The sequence below is a fragment of the Thiovibrio sp. JS02 genome (assembly GCF_053485635.1).
Genome location: NZ_CM130715.1, coordinates 1,667,555 through 1,681,057, shown reverse-complemented (window position 1 = coordinate 1,681,057; position 13,503 = coordinate 1,667,555). Strand labels below are relative to the sequence as shown.

The following is a 13,503-nucleotide window of genomic DNA, read 5'->3' as shown; positions in this document are numbered from 1 at the left end:
AACGGTGCATCCGGCCTTTCTGTTCTCTCTGACCGGTCTCATCCTCTTCGGCATGGGGCTGCATGCCCTGTTCGTTGCGTGGCATCCGCTCAGGAAGATCATCGCGGCCAACATCATGTGCAGCGGCGTTTTCCTGATCTTCATCGCCGGCAACGCCGGCAGGCAGGGCGGGGCCGATCCGCTGCCCCAGGCGCTGGTCCTTACCGGCATCGTCATCGCGGTGAGCACCACCGCCCTGGCCCTGGCCCTGGCCTGTTCGATCCTGGGCGGGCGCAGGGAGGAGAGCGGCCCGGAAGACGCGGACAAGGGAAGAGGAGCCTAGGCCATGCCCGAATTCGTCCTCCATGCCCCCTGGCAGCTGGGCCTCATCGTCCTGCCCCTGGCCGCGGCACTGGCCGGTTTTCTCCTGCCGGGTCGGTTGCGTTTCGTGGCCCTGGCGGGCAGCGGCGGCGCGCTTCTTTGCCTGGCCGGCCTCGCCGGGCGCTTTTGCGCGACCGGTTCCTTCCGCCATGCCGTCGGTGGTTGGGGCGCCCCTTTGGGCATCGACCAGGCGGTGGACGGTCCGGCCCTGATCCTGCTCATGATGACGGCGGTGGTCGGCTCCGCGGTCTCCCTCTACGCCGAGGCCTATTTTGGCGAACGCCTGAAAAAAAAGAAGCGCCGCGGCCTGCACACGGAGCAGCGCCGTTTCTTCTGGCCCCTCTGGTTTCTGCTCTGGGCCGGGCTCAACAACCTGTTTCTGGCCGCCGACATCTTCAACCAGTATGTCTCCCTGGAGCTCATCGGCCTTGCCAGCGTGGCCCTCACCGCCCTCTCCGGCAAAGCCCCGGCCAGGTTTGCGGCCATGCGCTATCTGCTGGTCAGCATGGCGGGCTCCCTCTGCTTTCTTTTGGGGATAGCCCTGCTCTATGCCGCCTACGGCGTTCTCGATCTCGTCGCCTTGCGCAGCCTCCTGGTGCCGGGCGGCGCGGCCCGCTTCATCTTCGCCCTGATTATCGTCGGACTTCTCCTCAAAACCGCCATCTTTCCCCTGCACTTCTGGCTGCCGCCGGCCCATGCCAACGCCATGGCGCCGGTGAGCGCCCTGCTCTCCGCCCTGGTGGTCAAAGCCGGTTTTTTTCTGGTGCTGCGGTTCTGGTTCGGCCTCTTTGCCCCGCTGGTCAACCCGGGCCTGGCCTCGCTCCTGGCCGCCCTCGGAGTTTGCGCCATGCTTTGGGGGAGCATCCAGGCCTTGCGGCAGCAGCGGCTTAAAATGCTGGTGGCCTATTCCACCGTGGCCCAGCTCGGTCTGCTGCCCATTGCCCTGTCCCTGACCGCCTTTGCCGCCTCGCCGGCCGAGGCCCTCTTCGTCCTGCTTCTCTTCATGGTCGCCCATGCCTGCGCCAAGGCGGCCATGTTTCTCGCCAGCGGCACCATCTGGCTGAGCCTGGGGCATGATCTGATCAGTCGCCTGGCCCCGGCCCGCAGACAGCTGCCCATCGTCACCTTTGCCCTGGCCCTGGCCGGCCTTTCCCTCATCGGTCTGCCGCCCGGCGGCGGCTTCGTCGCCAAGTGGTCCATGCTGTCCCTTGCCGTGGCAGGCGGCTCCTGGTTTTCAGGCCTGGCAATCATCTGCGGCAGCCTGCTCACCACCTTCTATATCTACCGGCTCATCAGACCGTGGTTCAACCGGGAGGGCGGGGGGACGGCCGTGGCACCTGACTGCCACTGGCTTCTGCACTGGCTTCCCATGGGCCTGGCCCTGCTCGCCCTCTGCCTCGGCTTTCTGGCTCCGGGCCTTGCCCTGTTCCTCCGGGAAACCGCCGTCATGGCGGGGGGCGGTCCATGAACCCGTCCACCCTGCTCCTTGTTCTGATTCCGCTCAGCTCCTTTGTGCCGGGTCTGGTCATCTTCTTTGTTCCGGAGGCGAACCACCGGCTGCGCATCGTGTTGAACCTGGGCGGCGCCCTGTTCAAGGTCTGCCTGGTGGTGCTGCTCCTGATCGGCGTGGCCCAGGGCCGGCATTTCGAGGCAAGCCTGCCCTTTGCCCGCGATCTGCATCTGGTCCTGCGGGCTGATTCCCTGGGCTTGCTCTTTGTCACCCTTTCCGCGGTGCTCTGGCTGCTCACCACCCTCTATGCCGTCGGCTACCTGGAGGATTCGCCCAACCGCAGCCAGTTTTTCGGCTTCTTCAGCCTCTGCGTCAGCGTCACCGTGGGTATCGCCCTGGCCGGCAATCTCCTCACCTTCTTCATTTTCTATGAGCTGCTCACCTTCACCACCTATCCCTTGGTCATCCACCGCGGCACCCCGGCGGCCCTGGCCGCCGGCCGCCGCTACCTGCTCTTCACCGTGGCCGGCGGCGCGGTGCTGCTCCTGGCCGTGGTCTGGCTCTCGGTCCTGGCCGGGGAGATCAGTTTTGCCGCGCCCGGAACCGTGGCGGCCCTGGCCGGCGAACACCGCGAAGCCCTGATCCGCATTTTCGCCCTCTTTGTCCTGGGCCTTGGAGTCAAAGCGGCCCTGGTCCCCCTGCACGGCTGGCTGCCCGCCGCCATGGTGGCGCCGGCGCCGGTGAGCGCCCTGCTGCATGCGGTGGCCGTGGTCAAGGCCGGGGCCTTCGGCTTTTTCCGTCTGATCCACAATGTCTACGGGGTCGGGCTGGCCGGCGACCTGGGCCTGCTGACGCCGCTGACCGTTCTTGCCGCCGTGACCATCGTCTACGGCTCGCTCCGGGCCCTGAGTCAGGACAACCTCAAGCATCGTCTGGCCTTTTCCACGGTGAGCCAGGTCTCCTACGTGATCCTGGGCGCCAGCCTGGACAACCCGCTTGCCATGGTGGGCGGCCTGGTCCATCTGGTCCACCAGGGGCTGATGAAGATCACCCTGTTTTTCTGCGCCGGCAATCTGGCGGAAACCCTGGGCTTGCACAAAATCAGCGGGATGGCCGGGGTGGCCCGCCGCCTGCCCTGGACAATGGCCGCCTTCACCCTTGCCGCCTTCGGCATGATCGGAATTCCGCCCCTGGCCGGCTTTGTCAGCAAATGGTATCTGGGGGCGGGCGCCCTGGCCGTGGGGCAGGGTTGGCTCATCTGGGTTCTGGCGGCCGGCACCGTCCTGAACGCCGCCTACTTTCTGCCCGTTGTCTATCTGGCCTGGTTCAAGGAGCAGGAGGAGCCCTGGCCGACGGACCAATCCCAGGGCCGGCTCGAAACCCACTGGATGCTGTTGCTGCCGCCCCTTGTCACCGCTTTGCTCGTCCTGCTGGTCGGCCTTTTCGCCCATGCGCCCGTTAGCCCCCTGGCCTGGGCCAGGCTCATTGTCGACCGGGAGTATCTGCCATGAACGCCCACGCCCTCCTCGGAGACTGCCTGCTGACGGCAAGCACCGTTTTCCCCTGTCTGCTCGCCATCGTCTTTTTCTGCCGGTTCGGCGGCCGGCCGCGCTTCTGGCTCTTCCCCATCGGGCCGCTGCCCGCGTTTCTGGCCGCGTTGTTCCTTGTCCCCGGCGATTCCCTGGAGATCGCCTGGGTCTTTTTCGGCGGCAGTTTCGGCATCGACCCCCTGGGCCGGGTATTTCTTCTCTTCACCAGCCTGCTCTGGCTGGTTGCCGGCCTCTACGCACTCTTCTATTTTGCCCGCGACCGCCGCTTCGATCAGTTCGCCGGCTTTTTTCTCCTCAGCCAGTGCGGCAATCTGGGGCTGATCCTGGCCGAGGACATGCTTTCCTTTTATCTCTTCTACAGCCTGATGAGCTTTGCCGCCTACGGCCTCGTCGTTCACTGCAACGATACCGAGGCGAAAAGGGCGGGGCGGGTCTACCTGACCCTGGCGGTGCTGGGCGAGGTGCTTCTCTTCGCGGCCCTGGCCATGCTGGCCGACAACGCCGGCACCCTGAAGCTGGCCGGCCCGGGCGGGACGTCCGGCTCCGATCAAGTCATCGTCCTCCTGCTGATCAGCTTCGGGATCAAGGCCGGCGCCCTGCCTCTCCATTTCTGGCTGCCCCTGGCCCATCCGGTGGCGCCGGCCCCGGCCAGCGCGGTTTTAAGCGGGGCCATGCTCAAGGCGGGACTCCTGGGCTGGTTGCGTTTTCTTCCCCTGGCCGGCGGGGTCATGCCGGAATGGGGTCCGATTCTGCTCGGCCTGGGGCTTTTTGCCGCCTTTGCCGCCGTGGTGGTCGGGGTGTGCCAGGATGAGGCCAAGACGGTCTTGGCCTATTCGAGCATCAGTCAGATGGGCCTGCTCACCGTGGGCCTTGGCTGCGGCCTGCTTGCTCCCCCGGCCTGGTCTTCGGCCCTGACGGTGCTCGCCTTCGCCAGCCTGCACCATGCCTTGAGCAAGGGCGCCCTCTTTCTGGGGGCCGGAGTCATGGCGCGGGTCAGGCCGCGGGGGCCGGCTCGCTTTCTGGTTTTCGGGGGTCTTCTTTTTCCCGCCCTTTCCCTGGCCGGCCTGCCTCTCACCGCGGGCGCCCTTGCCAAGCATGGGCTTGCCGGGCTTGCCGCCCCGCTGCCCGCCCCCTGGCCGGTTTTGCTGCCGCCCCTGCTTTCCGGAGCGGCAATGGGCACCGCCCTGCTCATGGCCCGCTTCCTTGCCCTCTGCCGGGCAGGACGGGCGACAGAGGAGGGCGGGGTTCTGGGGCTGGGCCTTGTCTGGGCCGGCCTGCTGCTTCTCCTGCCCCTCCTGCCCTGGCTGTGGGTCGGGGAGCAGGCCGGAATTTTTGCCCTGCACGGTCTTTGGCCGGTGGCGGTGGGCGCGACGATCGGCTGGGGCTGCCGGATTCTGGCGAAAAAAGGCTGGCTGCGGAGTTGGCCGCGGATTCCGGCCGGCGATATCGTGCGGTTGTTCGAGCGGGTTTCGCCGTGGGTCGCCAGGCTTTTCGTCCCGGGCCTGGGGCTGCTCCGGCCCGGGGCGCCGGAACGGCTGGGGGCGACACGGCTTTTTGCCGCCGCCGTCGCCGGGGCAGCGGGGATCAGCGGCCGCCTCGGCCATTACGAGCGGGTGTTCAAGCGCTGGAGCGTGGTGGGGGTCTGCTACCTCGCCCTGATTCTGCTCATCTCCCTTCTTGGCTAGGGGATGTCCTTGCGGAGCCGGGTGTGCAGATAGAGGCTCTCCACCTTTTTCCTGGCCCAGGGCGTTTTGCGCAGGAACTTGAGGCTCGATTTGAGGGAAGGCTCCTTGCTGAAGCAGTTGATCGCGATTTTCTCGCCCAGTTTTTCCCAACCGTAATGCGCCACCAGCCGGGTGAGGATCAGCTCCAGGGTGACGCCGTGCAGGGGGTTGTTCGTTTGCTCCGTGCTCATGGCGCCTCCGCTGCCATGATTTTGGCCAGGCTCAGATAGAGCTGGCGGCCCACCCAGGCATCGGTGGCCGCGTAACGGATCTGCTGGGGCGTGAGCTCGTCCTTGGCCCAGTTGGTGGTCTGCGCTCCCTTGCTGACGCGAAAGCCGAGGAGCACCGCGGCCAGACCCCGCAGGCCGTGGTTTTTGATCCCCGCCTTCCTGGCGAGCAGGCCAAGGTCCGCGAATCCGGCCGGCGTAAAGGAGGAGAGCTTGCCGAGTTCGCGGAGATCGTAGGCCAGGCTCACCCCGGCCTTGGTCACGGCCGGATTGGCCAGGAGTTCGCGCAGGGGCCCGGCCAGGCCCAGATGCTTGAGCCTGAAGATAAACACCTCCTCGGCGCCGGCCAGCTGCAGGAGGGAAGGGGGATAGCTCACCCCCTTGGTGTAGGCGGGCCGGGTTTCGGTATCAAAGCCGAGCAGGCTCTCGCCGGCAAGCCGCTCCAGGGCTTCGCTCAGCTCCTCCCTGTTCCGGATCAGCCGGATCGGCCCCTCCCATTTCCCGATGGGGCATAGGTTGATCTCCTCCCTGGTCATGGGCCGGTCAAAGCCGGGCCGTTCTCTATCGTTGTGTTTCATGGCCTTTGTAATGAATTCAGAATGAAGAATGCGGAATTGTCGTTTTCCCGGGGGAGCGGGGGAGATCCCCCTGCTCCTGGGCGATGATTTCCTGATGTTGGTCCATGGTTGCCTTTGTAGTCATATTTCCGCGCCAGCGCCAATGGTTTTTTGCCCTTCCCGGCAGGGGCCTTATTCAAGGGGAAACGCCCGGCCCTTCCCCCTCCATCATATCCCTATGAATTCCATGGTGAATATGGTCAAATGGCGGGCGGTAATCTGCCCGTTCCGGGCAGGGGAAAAGAGCCGCACCCGGAAAAAACCGGAGGCCGGTGCTGACCGCGGCATAATCTTTCGAGGGAAAGAGCATGGGAAACCCATTGCAGGACCAGCTTCTCAAGGCCGGGCCGGCCAGAAAAAAACAGGCCGGGAAGGCCGAACACGGAAAACGGCTCGGCAACCGGCCGGAGGGAGGCAAGCGGCAACCGCGGGGCTTGCCGATCCTCCATGAGGACAAGGACATTCTCGTGGTCGCCAAGCCCGCCGGCCTGCTCACCGTCGGCACCGAGCGGCAGAAGGAGAGAACCGCCCATTATCTGCTCAATGATTACGTGCGCAAGGGCGATCCGAAGTCGCGGCACAGGGTCTATGTGGTCCACCGTCTGGACAAGGACACCTCCGGCCTCCTGGTTTTTGCCAAGAGCGAACAGGCCAAGAAGTTCCTCCAGGAGCATTGGGACCAGAGCGAGAAGCATTATCTGGCCATCGTCCACGGCGCCCTGACCCCGAAGGAGGGGACCATCTCCACCTTTCTGGCCGAAAACTCCGCCCGGAAGGTCTATTCGACACCGGACCCCGCCAAGGGCAAGCTCTCCCATACCGCCTACCGGGTGTTGCAGGAGAGGAAAGGTTTCAGCCTGGTGGAGATCCATCTCCTCACCGGCCGCAAGCACCAGATCCGGGTGCATTTCGCGGAAAAGGGCCATCCGGTGGCAGGGGACAGAAAATACGGCGACCGCGAGCCGGCCTGCAAAAGGCTCGCCCTCCACGCCCGCTCCCTTTCCTTCATCCACCCCGTCAGCGGCAGGCGGATGCACTTTGAACTCGGGATGCCCGAGGATTTCGCCAGGCTGCTCAGGACCTTGTCGTAGCCTGGCTGTCTTCCTGCCGGGCCTCAGCCCTGCTCGCCGTTGGCGGCCGCCGGCAGGTCGACGATGGCCACGGTGTGGTCGCCGGGCACGCTTTCCAGGGTGAGCTGGCCGGCATGATCCCGGACCAGCCCCTTGCTGATACTCAGTCCCAGGCCGGTGCCCTCGCCGGGCGGCTTGGTGGTGAAGAGGGAATCGAAGATCCGGTCGATGAGATCTTGGGGGATGCCGATGCCGTGGTCGGTGACCGTGGTGCGGATAAAGGGCCGCCCGTCCACGCTGACCTCCCGGCTCGAGATCTCGATGCGCTTGTCCGGATCATGGCCGGGGAAGCGCTGGTTCAAGGCGTAGCGGGAGTTTGAGAGCAGATTGAGAAAGACCTGATGCAGCTGCTGGGGGTTGCCCTTGAGCAGGGGCAGATCCTCGGGGATATCCACGCTCAGCTTGATCTGGTCCTTGTCGAGCTGGTAGAGGAGCAGGGCGACGCAGTCGTCGATCACCACCCTGAGGTTGACATCGCCGACGATCTCGTCGCGCTGCCGGGCAAAGGCGAGGAGGTTGCTGACAATGGCCGCCACCCGTTCGCCCTCGCGGATGATCCGCTTCAGGATATCCTGAAAGGTCTGATCCCCGTTGTCTTCGGAAACATCCAGAAGTACCTGGCTGTAGTTGATGATGCCGTTTACCGGGTTGTTGATCTCGTGGGCGACCCCGGCCGCCAGTTCGCCGATGGCCGCCAGCTGCCCGGCCCGCAGGGCCTCGCTGCGCCGCTGCTCCTCCTCGGTGATGTCCCGGACCATGATGATGAAGATCCGCCTGGTGTCGAGGCGCATCTCGCTTAAGGAGACAGCCACCGGAAAGGAATCGCCGTCATTGCGCAGCCCTTGCAGGGGGCGACCGGCGGCGATGGCCTCGCGCAGGGCGGTGGGCAGCTCCTTGCCGGTGGTGGTCACGGAAAAGCGGATCAGGAAGTTGAGCGGCCGACCCACCGCCTCCTCGGCATAGTAGCCGAACATGGCGGCGGCTGAGGCGTTGAGCGATTCGATGGTGCCGTTGGCATCCATGGTGATCAGGCCGTCCAGCATGTTGTTGATGATGGCCCTGAGCCGCGTTTCCGCCTGTTCCTTTTCGCGGATGGAGCCGGTGATCTGGTAGGCGCCGAGAAGGATGCCGAGCAGGCCCAGCAGCCAGAGGGCGCCGTGCGCCAGGCCCATGGTGAGAATATCCTTGCGCATCAAGCCGTTCAGCAGGGTCATGGGCACCGAAACGCAGATGCCGCCCCGGATATCGCCCACGTCGTAGCCCTGGTCGGCATGGCACTTGAGGCAGCCCTGTTCGGTGATCATCGGCCGCATGAGCCGAAAATACTCCTGGCCGTCCATCTCCTGAATGGCCGAAACCTCAAGCTCACCGTCCTCAAAGGCCCGCAGCGCCTCGGCCTCCCAGGGGTCCGCCGCATTGCCGGGCCGGACCGGGTCGAGGCTGGTGATGTGGCCCCGGGCGTCGTTGACCGAGGTCTTCATCTCGTACACCTGGCGGATCATGTACTCGGGATTGACCAGGGTGAGGGCATTACCGGAGTCGGTGAGCGCGCTGGTGTCGGAAAGATTCTTGAGATAGGGGTTGGGGCCTGTGGTTTCGGTAACCGGCACGAAGACGCCGTTCTGGTTCGCGGCCCAGCGGTAGTAGAGGAGATCCTTCTCGAAGATGGTCCTGGCCTCGTTCTTGGCCACGGCCAGGGTTTCCTGGTGTTTGTTGTAGATGGACCAGGTCAGGGAGGCGCCGGCGAGCACGGTCCAGAACACCACGAGTATCCACGGGTAAAAGCCGAACCGGGCCGGGGAGGTGGAAAGGGCGGTTCGGCGGATGTGGCTTTCCAGCAGGAAACAGAGGATGGCGGCCAGCAGGGCGAGGATGCCGCCGATGATGCCGTTGGCGCCGCTCAGATAGGGAATTTCCGGATGGAGCAGGAGGTTGATCAGGGCGCTCAGATTGGCGAGCAGCCCGATGATCAGCCCGTAGGCGAGATACCGCCAGGGGCCGCCGCGTCCGTGGAGAAGCCGTGGGAGGTGGGTGGGGGATTCCATGCGGAACATCCTTAGCGCAATGTTGGCGGACCTTCCGGGTCGGCGGCGGAAGAGAGTCACTCAAGGGCGCCGGCCCGAAGCCTGTTCCCTGCGAAGAAGCAGAGCCGCAGAGGATACCAATACCGTAACGGCCCGGCTTTGCTTTTGCAACAAGGGAAAGCTGGTATTTGCGGAATTATTTTTTCGGCGAAATCTGCGTCCAGATCAGTGGCAAATCCCTGTCAGAAATTTCCCGGCACCACGTCGTCTTGGTTGATGATGCAGAGAGACATTTTGTTGGTGTGCAGGACCGAGTTCGAGAGATAAGAGTCAAGCAAAGACTTGACCCCTTTTCAAGCAAAGACTTGACCCCTTTTTGACCCCTTTTTGATGGGGAATTTCCCCAAAGACGGCAAATGGATGTCTGGTCGCCTGACCGGCGGACCACAAGAACAGAGAAAAAAGGTCGGAAAGGTTGAAGGGTTCGCGAGTTTAGATAAAGCCGCCGGAGTACTCCGCGAGGTTGTGGGAAATCTCCGTTTTCCCCTTGACTTTACTTATCATGGATGTCCCCGGAATTGCCGGAGATCCGCAGGGTGATCTATACGACCAACACCATCGAATCGTTGAACATGTCCCTGCGCAAGGTCACTAAGAACCGGGGCTCTTTTCCGAATGACGAGTCGATGTTCAAGCTGCTCTATCTGGCGCTGACGAATATTTCGAAACGATGGACGATGCCGATCAAAAACTGGAAATCGGCGCTGAATCAATTCAGCATCATGTTTGAAGACAGGCTGCCGGAATTTTGATCACAAAAAACATTTACACAAAATTCTTTACACGCCCCCCTTCCTCACCCATTTCCTGATGTTCTTTTTGCCACGGCTTTATTATAAGGTAAGTGTCAGTTGTTTTTGGGGCTCCCGAAAGCAGGAATGTCGAGCAAATGAGGGATTTTTGAAGGTAACAGTAATTGCAGCCAGCACCGTCTGCGGGCGGATCGGGCCGGGGCTTGTCGGAGGTCCATTGGACCGGGCCTTCCTTGAGAAGATGCGCTCCGAAACCGATGCTAGCCTCATGGGGGCGGAAACCCTGCGGGTTTGGGATCCGGAGATGCGCGGGCCGGGCGGGCTGTTGCCTGAGAAGCGGATCCGGGCTGTCATCAGCAGATCCGGGGATATTCCGGTGGCCGGCAAAAGGCTTTTCAGCGTGGGGCCAGCGCCCATGGTCTTCACTTCGGCGCAGGCTGCCGAGAGCCTTGCAGTGCTTCTTGGCGGGCGCGGCCGGGTGGTGGCCTTGCCCGAAGGGCCTGGCGGGCTATCCATTGCGGCGGCCCTTGATCATCTCTCCGGCTTGGGTGTGGAATCTTTACTTATCGAAGGGGGAGGGCGGCTCAACCATGCCTGTTTTTGGGAGGGCGTGGTGGACGAGGTGCTCCTCACCATTGCCCCGAAGCTTTCCGGCGACGAGGCGGCCCCTCTCTTTTGCGTGGGCAAATCAGGGCTTGGCGATCCGTTTCTGAACCTGGATTTGCTGTCCTGCGAGGTTGCCGAGAGCGGCGAAATCTTTACCCGTTACCGGGTGCGGAAAGAGGTATGAGCATGGAGAAGCAGGAACTGGCGATTTTGTATTCCGGCGGCACCGACTCCCTGGCCCTGTATGCCCTGGCCAGCGCCGGCACCCATCCGGGCATGGGCAAGCCCTCCCATATCCACCTCCTGCACATGCTGAACGGCATGAGTCGTTTTCACGATTTCCCCCGCAACCGCTTCGAGGTGGCGAGACGGATCCTGATCGCCAACGCGCCGGAGCCCGAAAAGGTGCCCCCGGCCCAAATGGTGGAGCTGGACATGGGGAGGCTGTTCCAGGGGCTCTGGCTCGACGTCTACGAGGATTACATGCCCCGCTACGGCGGCAAGAATCTGGTCTGCGTGGCCTGCAAGCTCGGCATGCACACCCGGGCCCTTCTCTACTGCATCGAGCATTTCGTCCCCCTGCTGGTGGCCGGCTACACCAAGAAACAGGGCCATTACCCGGAGCAGACCGATGTCTTCATGAGCAAGGTGGCCGAGTTTTCCTCCCGCTTCGGGGTGCGCACCGCCTTCCCGGTCTATGACGAGTTCGACGATCAGATGATCACCCGGCATGTGCTTGAGGATTTCGGCCTGCCCTCCACCGGCGGCGGGGAGCGCAAGTGCCTTTTCTGCCAGACCAGGACCACGGCCACGGAGAAGGAGATCGGCAGTTATCTCGACGACATGCTCGTAAGGCTTGCCGACTATCTCGAACATCGCTTGGCCGGCCGGGTGAAGGAGGCCGCCCTCTGCTTTCCCCCCGGAAACCGCCCTTAGTCGGGCGGGTTGCTTGCGCGCATTTTGCGCTCTTGTCTGCCAGCGCTTCCCCTGCAAAGATCTTTGCCTGCTCAAGATATTTTTGCACATTTTTCTTTTTTAAGATCAAGATGTTGTGCTGATTTTTGCAATGCGCCGTCAAGGTAGGTTGCTCCCCATCGGCGACGCATTTTTCGTCCTCCGGTCGGTAATTTTTCCCGCCAGATCGCTTCCTTCTCTTTTTGCCTCATTTTGTGGCACCTAACTTGCTTTAGCTTTGCCGAGTTGTGTTTGACCTTGCGTTGCACAACCGCTTTTCCCGGATGATCGCCATCGTTGTTTCGGTCCTGTTCTTTACTTGTTGCCGCAGGTAAGTTGCCCGGACAGGGCCGGATCGATGAAGCGGGGTTCGGGAAAGGGAGGGGAAAGGATATTTTATTAATTTTTAAGCGAAAGAAGGAGTAGGAAGAGGCATGAAGAAATACAGTGTACTTTCGGCCCTGGTGGCTGCCTCCGCATTTATGGTGAGTGCGCAGGCTTTTGCCAATGACGCCCACAAGGACCTTACCGGCCCGTTTGCCACCCCCATGGACGTGACCAAGAAATGTCTGGAGTGCCATGAGGACGCGGCCATGGACGTGATGAAGACCACCCACTGGACCTGGGCCGTCGAGCAGGACGTTGCCGGCAAGGGCAAGGTGGCCATGGGCAAGAACAATGCCATCAACAATTTCTGCATCTCGGTTTCCGGCAACTGGCCCCGCTGCACCAGCTGCCATATCAGCTACGGCTGGAAGGACGCCGGCTTTGACATGACCGACAAGACCAGGGTGGACTGCCTGGTCTGCCATGACACCACGGGCAAATACAAGAAGGCGCCTCCGGGCGCGGGCATGCCCTTCGGCTATACCGGCAACCCAAAACTGGACGAGAAGCCGGTTGATCTGGTGGCCGTGGCAAAGAGCGTCGGCAAGCCGCAGCGGGCAAACTGCGTGGCCTGCCATGGCTTTGGCGGCGGCGGCAACAACGTCAAGCACGGCGACATCGATTCCACCATCGCCGATCCGAGCAAGGAGATCGACGTGCACATGGCCAAGGACGGCCTCAACTTCAACTGCCAGCAGTGCCATACCACCGAGAAGCATCAGATCAAGGGCAACGCCATGGTGGTTTCCCCGGAGGGCGCCAATCATCTCTCCTGCGAACAGTGCCATGACGCCAAGCCCCATAAGAACGACCGCCTGAACAAGCACACCGCTTCCGTGGCCTGTCAGACCTGCCATATCCCGGTCTTTGCCAAGGGCAAGCCCACCAAGGTCGAGTGGGACTGGTCCACCGCCGGCCAGGATATCAAGAAACCGGATCAGGAATTCGGCGAGGACAAGGCGCACAGCTACGACAAGATGAAGGGCGACTTTGTCTGGGCCAAGAACGTGGTGCCCACCTACCGCTGGTACAACGGCAAGGCCGGCGCCTATCTCTTCGGCGAGAAGATCGACCCGGGCAAGGTGACCGAGTTCAACTACCCGGTGGGCGACATCAAGGACATGACCGCCAAGATCTACCCCTTCAAGGTGCACAAGGGCAAGCAGCCCTATGATGCCGAGTACAAGTACTTCCTGGCCCCCAAGGTCTGGCCGGCCGGCCCGGATGCCGAGGAGGCCTACTGGAAGAGCTTTGACTGGACCCGGGCCCTCGCGGCCGGCGCCAAGCATAAAGGCCTTGCCTTCAGCGGCAAGCACGATTTTGCCCCCACCGTCATGTACTGGCGCATCAATCACATGGTGGCCCCGGCCAAGGACGCGCTGAAATGCGCCGACTGCCATGGCAAGAGCGGCCGCCTGGACTGGGCCGCGCTTGGTTATGCTGGTGATCCCATGAAAGTAAAAGGCGCGGCCAGGACGAAATAATCCTTTCTGGTCAAGCACCATCCCGAAGCCCTCTTCCTCCCTCCCTTGGAAGAGGGCTTTTTTTCGTGCTTATTCCCCTTGTTTTGGCTCAGGAGAATGGGGCGCTGATTTTTAATTGCCGTTCCGGCTGCGAAAAAGCTGGGAATTCCCGCGTGCTTTTGGCAAAACTATTGAGAGG

At 62.7% G+C, this 13,503-nt stretch carries 12 protein-coding genes and 1 pseudogene; 9 read left to right on the top strand and 4 right to left on the bottom strand.

Features of this window, described 5'->3' with window-relative positions; genetic code table 11:
* Positions 1-4: 4 nt before the first annotated feature.
* Genes ACUUL3_RS07820 through ACUUL3_RS07805 form a run of 4 tightly spaced genes read left to right on the top strand, consistent with a single transcriptional unit; the run spans position 5 to position 5,045 of the window.
* Positions 5-322: a cation:proton antiporter subunit C gene (locus tag ACUUL3_RS07820; RefSeq protein ID WP_448556141.1), complete on the top strand. Its 318-nt coding sequence runs from the start codon at positions 5-7 to the stop codon at positions 320-322.
* Between the two features lie 3 nt (positions 323-325).
* Entirely contained in the window at positions 326-1,828 is a 1,503-nt protein-coding gene (locus ACUUL3_RS07815; RefSeq protein ID WP_448556140.1) for a complex I subunit 5 family protein, read from the top strand.
* Positions 1,825-3,321, top strand: a complete 1,497-nt coding sequence (locus ACUUL3_RS07810; RefSeq protein ID WP_448556138.1) for a complex I subunit 5 family protein — start codon at positions 1,825-1,827, stop codon at positions 3,319-3,321. The genes ACUUL3_RS07815 and ACUUL3_RS07810 overlap by 4 nt, the downstream gene beginning before the upstream one ends.
* Entirely contained in the window at positions 3,318-5,045 is a 1,728-nt protein-coding gene (locus ACUUL3_RS07805) for a complex I subunit 5 family protein (RefSeq protein WP_448556136.1), read from the top strand. Before ACUUL3_RS07810 ends, ACUUL3_RS07805 begins: the two co-directional genes overlap by 4 nt.
* Here the strand turns inward: ACUUL3_RS07805 and ACUUL3_RS07800 are convergent.
* Positions 5,042-5,275 carry a VF530 family protein gene (locus tag ACUUL3_RS07800; RefSeq protein ID WP_448556134.1) on the bottom strand — a complete coding sequence of 78 codons (234 nt, stop codon included), beginning with the start codon at positions 5,273-5,275 and terminating at the stop codon, positions 5,042-5,044. The two genes, ACUUL3_RS07805 and ACUUL3_RS07800, sit on opposite strands and share 4 nt — an antisense overlap.
* Positions 5,272-5,889 (bottom strand): 3'-5' exonuclease, encoded by a 618-nt coding sequence (locus ACUUL3_RS07795; RefSeq protein ID WP_448556132.1) that lies wholly within the window; start codon positions 5,887-5,889, stop codon positions 5,272-5,274. The genes ACUUL3_RS07800 and ACUUL3_RS07795 overlap by 4 nt, the downstream gene beginning before the upstream one ends.
* A 347-nt stretch (positions 5,890-6,236) precedes the next feature.
* Between ACUUL3_RS07795 and ACUUL3_RS07790 the strand changes: the two genes are divergently transcribed.
* Positions 6,237-7,019 carry an RluA family pseudouridine synthase gene (locus tag ACUUL3_RS07790; RefSeq protein WP_448556130.1) on the top strand — a complete coding sequence of 261 codons (783 nt, stop codon included), beginning with the start codon at positions 6,237-6,239 and terminating at the stop codon, positions 7,017-7,019.
* A gap of 23 nt (positions 7,020-7,042) precedes the next feature.
* Here ACUUL3_RS07790 and ACUUL3_RS07785 read toward each other — a convergent pair whose 3' ends face one another.
* The gene (locus tag ACUUL3_RS07785) at positions 7,043-9,103 is read right to left on the bottom strand and encodes a c-type heme family protein (RefSeq protein WP_448556128.1); all 2,061 of its coding nucleotides are present in this window, start codon (positions 9,101-9,103) and stop codon (positions 7,043-7,045) included.
* A 560-nt stretch (positions 9,104-9,663) separates the two neighbouring features.
* On the opposite strand from ACUUL3_RS07785, the pseudogene ACUUL3_RS07780 reads away from it, so the two are divergent.
* From ACUUL3_RS07780 to ACUUL3_RS07770, 3 genes and pseudogenes are all read left to right on the top strand, one after another.
* Positions 9,664-9,894 (top strand): annotated as a pseudogene (locus ACUUL3_RS07780) (transposase); the annotation flags it as partial.
* A 148-nt stretch (positions 9,895-10,042) separates the two neighbouring features.
* The gene (locus tag ACUUL3_RS07775) at positions 10,043-10,684 is read left to right on the top strand and encodes a RibD family protein (protein WP_448556126.1); all 642 of its coding nucleotides are present in this window, start codon (positions 10,043-10,045) and stop codon (positions 10,682-10,684) included.
* On the top strand, positions 10,681-11,436 hold the full coding sequence (locus ACUUL3_RS07770; protein WP_448556124.1) for a hypothetical protein: 756 nt from the start codon (positions 10,681-10,683) through the stop codon (positions 11,434-11,436). The genes ACUUL3_RS07775 and ACUUL3_RS07770 overlap by 4 nt, the downstream gene beginning before the upstream one ends.
* Positions 11,437-11,507: 71 nt before the next feature.
* On the opposite strand, the gene ACUUL3_RS07765 is transcribed toward ACUUL3_RS07770, so the two are convergent.
* Positions 11,508-11,666: a hypothetical protein gene (locus tag ACUUL3_RS07765; RefSeq protein ID WP_448556122.1), complete on the bottom strand. Its 159-nt coding sequence runs from the start codon at positions 11,664-11,666 to the stop codon at positions 11,508-11,510.
* Positions 11,667-11,888: 222 nt separating this feature from the next.
* On the opposite strand from ACUUL3_RS07765, the gene ACUUL3_RS07760 reads away from it, so the two are divergent.
* Positions 11,889-13,325, top strand: a complete 1,437-nt coding sequence (locus tag ACUUL3_RS07760; RefSeq protein WP_448556121.1) for a tetrathionate reductase family octaheme c-type cytochrome — start codon at positions 11,889-11,891, stop codon at positions 13,323-13,325.
* Positions 13,326-13,503 lie beyond the last annotated feature (178 nt).

Coding starts and splice junctions, on each gene's coding strand:
- ACUUL3_RS07800 (WP_448556134.1), bottom strand. CDS start 5,275: ATGAGCACGGAGCAAACGAACAACCCCCTGCACGGCGTCACCCTGGAG.
- ACUUL3_RS07765 (WP_448556122.1), bottom strand. CDS start 11,666: ATGAGGCAAAAAGAGAAGGAAGCGATCTGGCGGGAAAAATTACCGACC.
- ACUUL3_RS07785 (WP_448556128.1), bottom strand. CDS start 9,103: ATGGAATCCCCCACCCACCTCCCACGGCTTCTCCACGGACGCGGCGGC.
- ACUUL3_RS07810 (WP_448556138.1), top strand. CDS start 1,825: ATGAACCCGTCCACCCTGCTCCTTGTTCTGATTCCGCTCAGCTCCTTT.
- ACUUL3_RS07815 (WP_448556140.1), top strand. CDS start 326: ATGCCCGAATTCGTCCTCCATGCCCCCTGGCAGCTGGGCCTCATCGTC.
- ACUUL3_RS07770 (WP_448556124.1), top strand. CDS start 10,681: ATGAGCATGGAGAAGCAGGAACTGGCGATTTTGTATTCCGGCGGCACC.
- ACUUL3_RS07790 (WP_448556130.1), top strand. CDS start 6,237: ATGGGAAACCCATTGCAGGACCAGCTTCTCAAGGCCGGGCCGGCCAGA.
- ACUUL3_RS07795 (WP_448556132.1), bottom strand. CDS start 5,889: ATGAAACACAACGATAGAGAACGGCCCGGCTTTGACCGGCCCATGACC.
- ACUUL3_RS07760 (WP_448556121.1), top strand. CDS start 11,889: ATGAAGAAATACAGTGTACTTTCGGCCCTGGTGGCTGCCTCCGCATTT.
- ACUUL3_RS07805 (WP_448556136.1), top strand. CDS start 3,318: ATGAACGCCCACGCCCTCCTCGGAGACTGCCTGCTGACGGCAAGCACC.